Origin of the sequence: Pseudomonas sp., assembly GCF_030690725.1 — a bacterium.
In the GTDB taxonomy this organism is placed as follows: domain Bacteria; phylum Pseudomonadota; class Gammaproteobacteria; order Pseudomonadales; family Pseudomonadaceae; genus Aquipseudomonas.
On record NZ_JAUYGD010000085.1, the window covers coordinates 1 to 7725 of the forward strand.

Sequence of the window (7725 nt, forward strand, 5' to 3'; positions counted from 1 at the left end):
CAAAGGCTACCGTCCTCAGTTCTACTTCCGTACTACTGACGTAACTGGTAACTGCGAACTGCCGGAAGGCGTTGAGATGGTAATGCCAGGTGACAACATCCAGATGACTGTCACTCTGATCAAGACCATCGCAATGGAAGAGGGTCTGCGTTTCGCCATTCGTGAAGGCGGTCGTACCGTCGGCGCCGGCGTCGTAGCCAAGATCATCGCGTAATCGATTGATCTGTTTTGATCGGGCCGGCATAATGGTCGGCCTGATTCAGTTTTTAGGTCAGTAGCTCAATTGGCAGAGCGACGGTCTCCAAAACCGTAGGTTGGGGGTTCGATTCCCTCCTGACCTGCCATTTTCCCTAGAATTTGGCGCGTCTTTTTACAGGATATTAGTAGATGAATGTTAAGGCTGAAGCCAAAGACTCTCGCTTCGATCTGCTTAAGTGGCTCGTTGTTGCTGCTCTGGTAATCGCAGGCGTAGTCGGTAATCAGTATTTCTCTGCTGAGCCTATTCTGTATCGCGTTCTTGCCTTGCTGGTGGTTGCAGCATTGGCTGGTGTGATTGCCCTGCAAACAGCAAAAGGTCAGGCCTTTTGGGTGTTGGCAAAAGAAGCTCGCGTTGAAATTCGTAAGGTCGTTTGGCCAACTCGCCAGGAAACCACGCAGACAACGTTGATCGTTGTGGCTGTTGTTTTGGTTATGGCGCTTTTGTTGTGGGGTTTAGATTCCCTGCTTGGTTGGCTTGTTTCGTTGATTGTCGGCTAAGGGTGTCCCGTGGCTAAGCGTTGGTACGTTGTGCATGCTTACTCGGGTTACGAGAAGCATGTTATGCGCTCGCTGGTAGAGCGTGTAAAGCTTGCTGGTATGGAAGATGTTTTTGGTGAAATTCTGGTCCCTACTGAAGAAGTAGTAGAGATGCGGAACGGCCAGAAGCGTAAAAGCGAGCGTAAGTTCTTTCCGGGCTATGTCCTGGTGCAGATGGAGATGAGCGAAGCTACTTGGCATTTGATCAAGAACACTCCGCGCGTCATGGGTTTCATCGGTGGTACCGCAGATAAACCTGCGCCAATTACCGAGAAAGAAGCCGATGCCATTCTGCGTCGCGTTGCCGATAGTGGTGACAAGCCGAAGCCGAAAACATTGTTTGAGCCGGGTGAGATGGTGCGCGTGACCGATGGTCCGTTTGCCGATTTCAGCGGTGTTGTAGAAGAAGTGAATTACGAAAAGAGCCGTATCCAGGTGGCAGTGACTATTTTTGGTCGCTCTACACCGGTCGAGCTGGAGTTCAGTCAGGTCGAGAAGGCATAACTGACATAAGCATCCCTTACCCCGCAGCCCTGGGCTGCGGGGTTTTGTCGTCACTGGGATAAATAGGCAATAACTGGGGAGCCGAAAGGCGCTAGAACCCAAAACTGGAGTAGCTCATGGCTAAGAAAATTACGGCTTATATCAAGCTGCAAGTAAAGGCTGCACAAGCCAACCCGTCGCCACCTGTCGGCCCAGCTCTGGGTCAGCACGGCGTGAACATCATGGAATTCTGCAAGGCGTTCAACGCCCGTACCCAGGGCATGGAACCTGGTCTGCCGACTCCAGTGATCATCACTGTTTATAGCGACCGTAGCTTCACCTTTGAAACCAAAAGCACCCCTGCTTCGGTTCTGCTGAAGAAGGCTGCTGGCCTGACCAGCGGTTCGGCTCGTCCGAACACCGTTAAGGTTGGCACTGTGACTCGTGCTCAGCTGGAAGAGATCGCCAAAACCAAGCAGGCTGATCTGACTGCCGCTGATATGGATGCAGCTGTGCGTACTATCGCCGGCTCCGCTCGTAGCATGGGCCTCAACGTGGAGGGTGTGTAATGGCTAAGTTGACCAAGCGTCAAAAGGCAATCGCTGAGAAAGTTGAAGCTGGTAAGGCTTACAACTTTGTTGAAGCGGCCGCTCTGCTGGCTGAACTGTCTGCAGTTAAGTTCTCTGAGTCGGTAGATATCGCCGTCAACCTCGGTGTTGATCCGCGTAAATCCGACCAGGTTGTTCGTGGCGCTACCGTGCTGCCGAACGGCTCGGGCAAAAGCGTTCGCGTTGCCGTGTTCACCCAGGGTCCAGCTGCTGAAGCCGCTCTGGCTGCCGGCGCTGACCGCGTAGGTATGGACGATCTGGCTGCTGAAATGAAAGGCGGCGACCTGAACTATGACGTAGTAATTGCCTCCCCGGATGCAATGCGCGTTGTTGGTCAGCTGGGTCAAGTGCTCGGTCCACGTGGCCTGATGCCTAACCCGAAAGTCGGTACCGTGACTCCTGACGTGGCTACCGCTGTGAAGAATGCCAAAGCTGGTCAAGTACGTTTCCGTACTGACAAGAACGGCATCATCCACGGTTCCGTTGGCAAGGTTGGTTTTGATGCCGAGAAGCTGAAGCAGAACGTTGAAGCGCTGATTTCTGACCTCAAGCGTCTGAAGCCATCGACTTCCAAAGGCATCTACGTCAAGCGCGTAACCCTGAGCACCACCATGGGCCCAGGTCTGATCATCGATCAAGGCTCGCTCGACGCGTAATACATAGAAGCAGCGCAAGCGATTGCGCTGTTTCGACACTTTGGGGTCCCTGCTTTGCGGGGGCTATCCAAGACCGTAGGTGGCGCAAGTCTTAAATTAACAGCCTACGCAGATGGTGCTCCCGGTTCCTTACCGAATCAGACACCAAAACGACATCCGGCTTAGGCCAGATGAAACGGTAACAAGCAGGAGTTTTACCCGTGGCAATTAAACTCGAAGACAAGAAGGCCATCGTCGCTGAAGTCAACGAGGCTGCCAAAGTCGCCCTGTCCGCTGTCGTGGCTGATGCCCGTGGTGTGACTGTAGGCGCGATGACCGGACTCCGTAAAGAGGCCCGCGAAGCTGGCGTATACGTACGTGTTGTACGTAATACCCTGCTCAAGCGCGCTGTTGAAGGCACCGAGTACTCGGTCCTCAACGACGTGTTCAAAGGCCCGACCCTGATTGCATTCTCCAAGGAACATCCGGGCGCTGCTGCTCGTATTTTCAAAGAGTTCGCCAAGGGTCAGGACAAGTTCGAGATCAAGGCAGCTGCGTTTGAGGGCAAGTTCCTCGCAGCAAACGAGATCGACGTGTTGGCTTCGCTGCCAACTCGCGACGAAGCTATTGCGAAGCTGATGAGCGTGATCCAAGGCGCTACCAGCAAGCTGGCTCGTACTCTGGCGGCCATTCGCGACCAGAAAGAAGCTACCGCTGCCTAAGGCAACGCAAACTCTTTCAAAATCATATGTTTAATTTGATGGCTGCGTAGGCTGTCACCCCAATACAGGATTTAAAGTCATGTCTCTGACTAACGAACAAATCATCGAAGCAATCGGCCAGAAAACCGTTCTGGAAGTTGTTGAACTGATCAAAGCAATGGAAGAAACCTTCGGCGTTACCGCTGCTGTTGCCGCTGCTGGCCCAGCTGCTGCTGCCGCTGTTGTTGAAGAGCAAACCGAATTCAACGTGATGTTGGTTGAAGCCGGCGAGAAGAAAGTAAACGTGATCAAGGCAGTTCGTGAACTGACCGGTCTGGGCCTGAAAGAAGCCAAGGCTGTCGTTGACGGCGCTCCTGCCATGGTTCTGGAAGCTGTTGCGAAAGACGCAGCTGACAAAGCCAAAGCTGCTTTGGAAGAAGCTGGCGCCAAAGTCGAGCTCAAGTAAGCGACGACCTTGCGTCTACAGCCGAAGCGACTCGCGTAAGGCTGATGGCTGGTGGCTTTTGCCACCGGCCTTTTTCCGTTCTAGGTCGGCGAATCATTCGCTGGCCTGGGGCGCGAAATACCCGCCCGATGTGGCGGCGCAAACCTAGGGTTTGCAAGAGTTTCTGGCAACTCCCGTCGGAGGGGCCAAATAAGCAGGTGACCAAGCTGGGGAACGCTGATGGCTTACTCATATACTGAGAAAAAACGTATCCGCAAGGACTTTAGCAAGTTGCCGGATGTCATGGATGTGCCTTATCTCCTGGCCATCCAGCTGGATTCGTATCGCGAATTCCTGCAGGCAGGGGCGACCAAGGACCAGTTCCGCGACATTGGCCTGCATGCGGCCTTCAAGTCTGTTTTCCCGATTATCAGCTATTCCGGCAATGCTGCTCTGGAGTATGTCGGTTATCGCTTGGGCGAGCCGGCTTTTGATGTCAAGGAATGTACGCTGCGCGGCGTGACCTATGCCGTACCGCTGCGGGTAAAAGTCCGTCTGATCATTTTCGACAAAGAATCGTCGAACAAAGCGATCAAGGACATCAAAGAGCAAGAAGTGTACATGGGCGAAATTCCGCTCATGACCGAGAACGGTACCTTCGTTATCAACGGTACCGAGCGCGTTATCGTCTCCCAGTTGCACCGTTCCCCAGGCGTGTTCTTCGACCACGACCGTGGCAAGACGCACAGCTCGGGCAAGCTGCTGTACTCGGCGCGGATCATTCCTTACCGCGGCTCCTGGCTGGACTTCGAGTTCGATCCGAAGGACGCCGTGTTCGTGCGTATCGACCGTCGTCGCAAGCTGCCGGCTTCCGTGCTGCTGCGCGCGCTGGGCTACAGCACTGAAGAAGTGTTGGACGCGTTCTACGCGACCAACGTTTTCCACGTTAAGGGCGAATCCCTCAACCTGGAACTGGTTCCGCAGCGTCTGCGTGGTGAAATTGCCGTCCTCGACATCCTCGACGACAAAGGCAAGGTCATCGTTGAGCAAGGCCGCCGGATTACCGCACGCCATATCAACCAGTTGGACAAGGCCGGCATCAAAGAGCTGGAAGTGCCGATCGACTACCTGATCGGTCGCACCTCGGCCAAGGCCATCGTGCACCCGGCTACCGGCGAAATCATCGCTGAGTGCAACACCGAGCTGAACGTCGAGATCCTGGCCAAAGTGGTCAAGGCTCAGGTTGTGCGCATCGAAACGCTGTACACCAACGACATCGATTGCGGCCCGTTCATCTCCGATACCCTGAAGATCGACAGCACCACCAATCAGTTGGAAGCGCTGGTCGAGATCTACCGCATGATGCGTCCTGGCGAGCCGCCAACCAAGGATGCTGCCGAGACCCTGTTCAACAACCTGTTCTTCAGCGCCGAGCGTTACGACCTGTCGGCCGTAGGCCGGATGAAGTTCAACCGTCGTATCGGTCGCACCGAGATCGAAGGTTCGGGCGTGCTGAGCAAGGAAGATATCGTCGAGGTTCTCAAGACCCTGGTCGACATCCGTAACGGCAAAGGCATCGTCGATGACATCGACCACCTGGGTAACCGTCGTGTTCGCTGCGTCGGCGAAATGGCCGAGAACCAGTTCCGCGTTGGCCTGGTACGTGTTGAGCGTGCGGTCAAAGAGCGTCTGTCGATGGCTGAAAGCGAAGGCTTGATGCCGCAGGACCTGATCAACGCCAAGCCGGTTGCGGCGGCGGTGAAAGAGTTCTTCGGCTCCAGCCAGCTCTCGCAGTTTATGGACCAGAACAACCCGCTCTCCGAGATCACCCACAAGCGCCGTGTTTCGGCTCTTGGCCCGGGCGGTCTGACCCGTGAGCGTGCTGGCTTCGAAGTCCGTGACGTACACCCGACCCACTACGGCCGTGTGTGCCCGATCGAGACCCCTGAAGGTCCGAACATCGGTCTGATCAACTCCCTGGCAGCCTATGCGCGCACCAACCAGTACGGCTTCCTCGAGAGCCCGTACCGTGTGGTGAAAGACACCCTGGTTACCGACGAAATCGTGTTCCTGTCCGCCATTGAAGAGGCCGATCACGTGATCGCCCAGGCTTCGGCGACCATGAACAACAAAGGTCAGCTGGTTGATGAGTTGGTGGCTGTACGTCACCTCAACGAATTCACCGTTAAAGCGCCTGAAGACGTCACCCTGATGGACGTATCGCCTAAGCAGGTAGTTTCGGTTGCCGCTTCGTTGATCCCGTTCCTCGAGCACGACGACGCCAACCGTGCGTTGATGGGTTCGAACATGCAACGTCAGGCTGTACCAACCCTGCGCGCTGACAAGCCGCTGGTAGGTACCGGCATGGAGCGCAACGTGGCGCGCGACTCCGGCGTGTGCGTCGTGGCTCGCCGTGGCGGTGTGATCGACTCCGTCGATGCCAGCCGTGTGGTAGTTCGCGTCAATGACGACGAAGTTGAAACTGGCGAAGCCGGTGTCGACATCTACAACCTGACCAACTCCACCCGCTCCAACCCGCCCACCTGCATCAACCAGCGTCCGCTGGTGACCAAAGGTGCCTAGGTTGAGCGCACCGACATCCTGGCCGACGGCCCGTCCACCGATATGGGTGAACTGGCACTGGGTCAGAACATGCGCGTCGCGTTCATGCCGTGGAACGGTTACAACTTCGAAGACTCCATCTGCCTCTCCGAGCGTGTGGTGCAAGAAGATCGTTTCACCACCATCCACATTCAGGAACTGACCTGTGTGGCGCGTGACACCAAGCTCGGCTCGGAAGAAATCACTTCCGACATCCCGAACGTCGGTGAATCGGCGCTGAACAAGCTGGACGAAGCAGGCATCGTGTATGTCGGCGCTGAAGTGGGCCCAGGTGACATTCTGGTCGGCAAGGTCACGCCAAAAGGCGAAACCCAACTGACTCCGGAAGAGAAGCTGCTGCGTGCGATCTTCGGTGAGAAGGCGTCTGATGTTAAAGACACCTCCCTGCGTGTGCCGACTGGCACCAAAGGTACCGTTATCGACGTGCAGGTCTTCACCCGCGACGGCGTTGAGCGTGATGCGCGCGCCCTGTCTATCGAGAAGAGCCAGCTCGACGAGATCCGCAAGGACCTCAACGAAGAGTTCCGCATCGTTGAAGGCGCAACCTTCGAACGTCTGCGTTCCGCTCTGGTTGGCAAGAAAGCCGAAGGCGGCGCTGGCCTGAAGAAGGGCGCAGAAGTTACCGACGAGTTCCTCGACGGCCTCGAGCGCGGCCAGTGGTTCAAGCTGCGCATGGCTGACGATGCACTGAACGAGCAGTTGGAAAAGGCCCAGGCCTACATCTCCGACCGCCGTCAGCTGCTCGACGACAAGTTCGAAGACAAGAAGCGCAAACTGCAGCAGGGCGATGACCTGGCTCCAGGCGTGCTGAAGATCGTCAAGGTCTACCTGGCAATCCGTCGCCGCATCCAGCCGGGCGACAAGATGGCCGGTCGTCACGGTAACAAGGGTGTGGTCTCGGTGATCATGCCGGTTGAAGACATGCCGCACGACATCCACGGTACGCCGGTGGACATCGTACTGAACCCGTTGGGCGTACCGTCGCGTATGAACGTCGGTCAGATCCTCGAAACCCACCTGGGCCTCGCGGCCAAAGGTCTGGGCGAGAAGATCAACCGCATGCTCGAAGAGCAACGCAAGGTCGCTGAGCTGCGCAAGTTTATGCAGCAGATCTACAACGAGATCGGCGGTCGTCAGGAAAGCCTGGATGAGCTGAGCGATCAGGAAATCCTTCGCTTGGCGCACAACCTCAAAGGTGGTGTGCCAATGGCCACCCCGGTGTTCGACGGTGCCAAGGAAAGCGAAATCAAGGCCATGCTGAAACTGGCGGATCTGCCAGAAAGCGGCCAGATGCGCCTGATCGACGGTCGTACGGGCAACCAGTTCGAGCGTCCGACCACCGTTGGCTACATGTACATGCTGAAACTGAACCACCTGGTGGACGACAAGATGCACGCGCGTTCCACGGGTTCCTACAGCCTGGTTACTCAGCAGCC

6 protein-coding genes, 1 tRNA gene and 2 pseudogenes are annotated in these 7725 nt (G+C 56.2%); all 9 read left to right on the forward strand.

What is annotated here, in order from left to right:
- Nucleotides 1–214, forward strand: a pseudogene (locus Q8O69_RS20230) (elongation factor Tu); the annotation flags it as partial.
- A 54-nt stretch (nucleotides 215–268) separates the two neighbouring features.
- Nucleotides 269–344: transfer RNA gene (locus Q8O69_RS20235), tRNA-Trp, on the forward strand.
- Nucleotides 345–387: 43 nt separating this feature from the next.
- Nucleotides 388–756: a preprotein translocase subunit SecE gene (gene secE, locus Q8O69_RS20240; protein WP_275963613.1), complete on the forward strand. Its 369-nt coding sequence runs from the start codon at nucleotides 388–390 to the stop codon at nucleotides 754–756.
- 9 nt (nucleotides 757–765) lie between these two features.
- On the forward strand, nucleotides 766–1299 hold the full coding sequence (nusG, locus tag Q8O69_RS20245; RefSeq protein WP_090256278.1) for a transcription termination/antitermination protein NusG: 534 nt from the start codon (nucleotides 766–768) through the stop codon (nucleotides 1297–1299).
- A 116-nt stretch (nucleotides 1300–1415) separates the two neighbouring features.
- Nucleotides 1416–1847 carry a 50S ribosomal protein L11 gene (gene rplK / locus Q8O69_RS20250; RefSeq protein WP_069522401.1) on the forward strand — a complete coding sequence of 144 codons (432 nt, stop codon included), beginning with the start codon at nucleotides 1416–1418 and terminating at the stop codon, nucleotides 1845–1847.
- Nucleotides 1847–2542: a 50S ribosomal protein L1 gene (gene rplA / locus Q8O69_RS20255; RefSeq protein ID WP_274087698.1), complete on the forward strand. Its 696-nt coding sequence runs from the start codon at nucleotides 1847–1849 to the stop codon at nucleotides 2540–2542. The genes rplK and rplA overlap by 1 nt, the downstream gene beginning before the upstream one ends.
- Nucleotides 2543–2742: 200 nt before the next feature.
- Nucleotides 2743–3243 carry a 50S ribosomal protein L10 gene (rplJ, locus tag Q8O69_RS20260; RefSeq protein ID WP_069522397.1) on the forward strand — a complete coding sequence of 167 codons (501 nt, stop codon included), beginning with the start codon at nucleotides 2743–2745 and terminating at the stop codon, nucleotides 3241–3243.
- Nucleotides 3244–3322: 79 nt separating this feature from the next.
- Nucleotides 3323–3688, forward strand: coding sequence for a 50S ribosomal protein L7/L12 (rplL, locus tag Q8O69_RS20265; RefSeq protein WP_090256280.1), 366 nt, complete (start codon nucleotides 3323–3325; stop codon nucleotides 3686–3688).
- A gap of 219 nt (nucleotides 3689–3907) precedes the next feature.
- A pseudogene (gene rpoB / locus Q8O69_RS20270) lies at nucleotides 3908–7725 on the forward strand (DNA-directed RNA polymerase subunit beta); the annotation flags it as partial.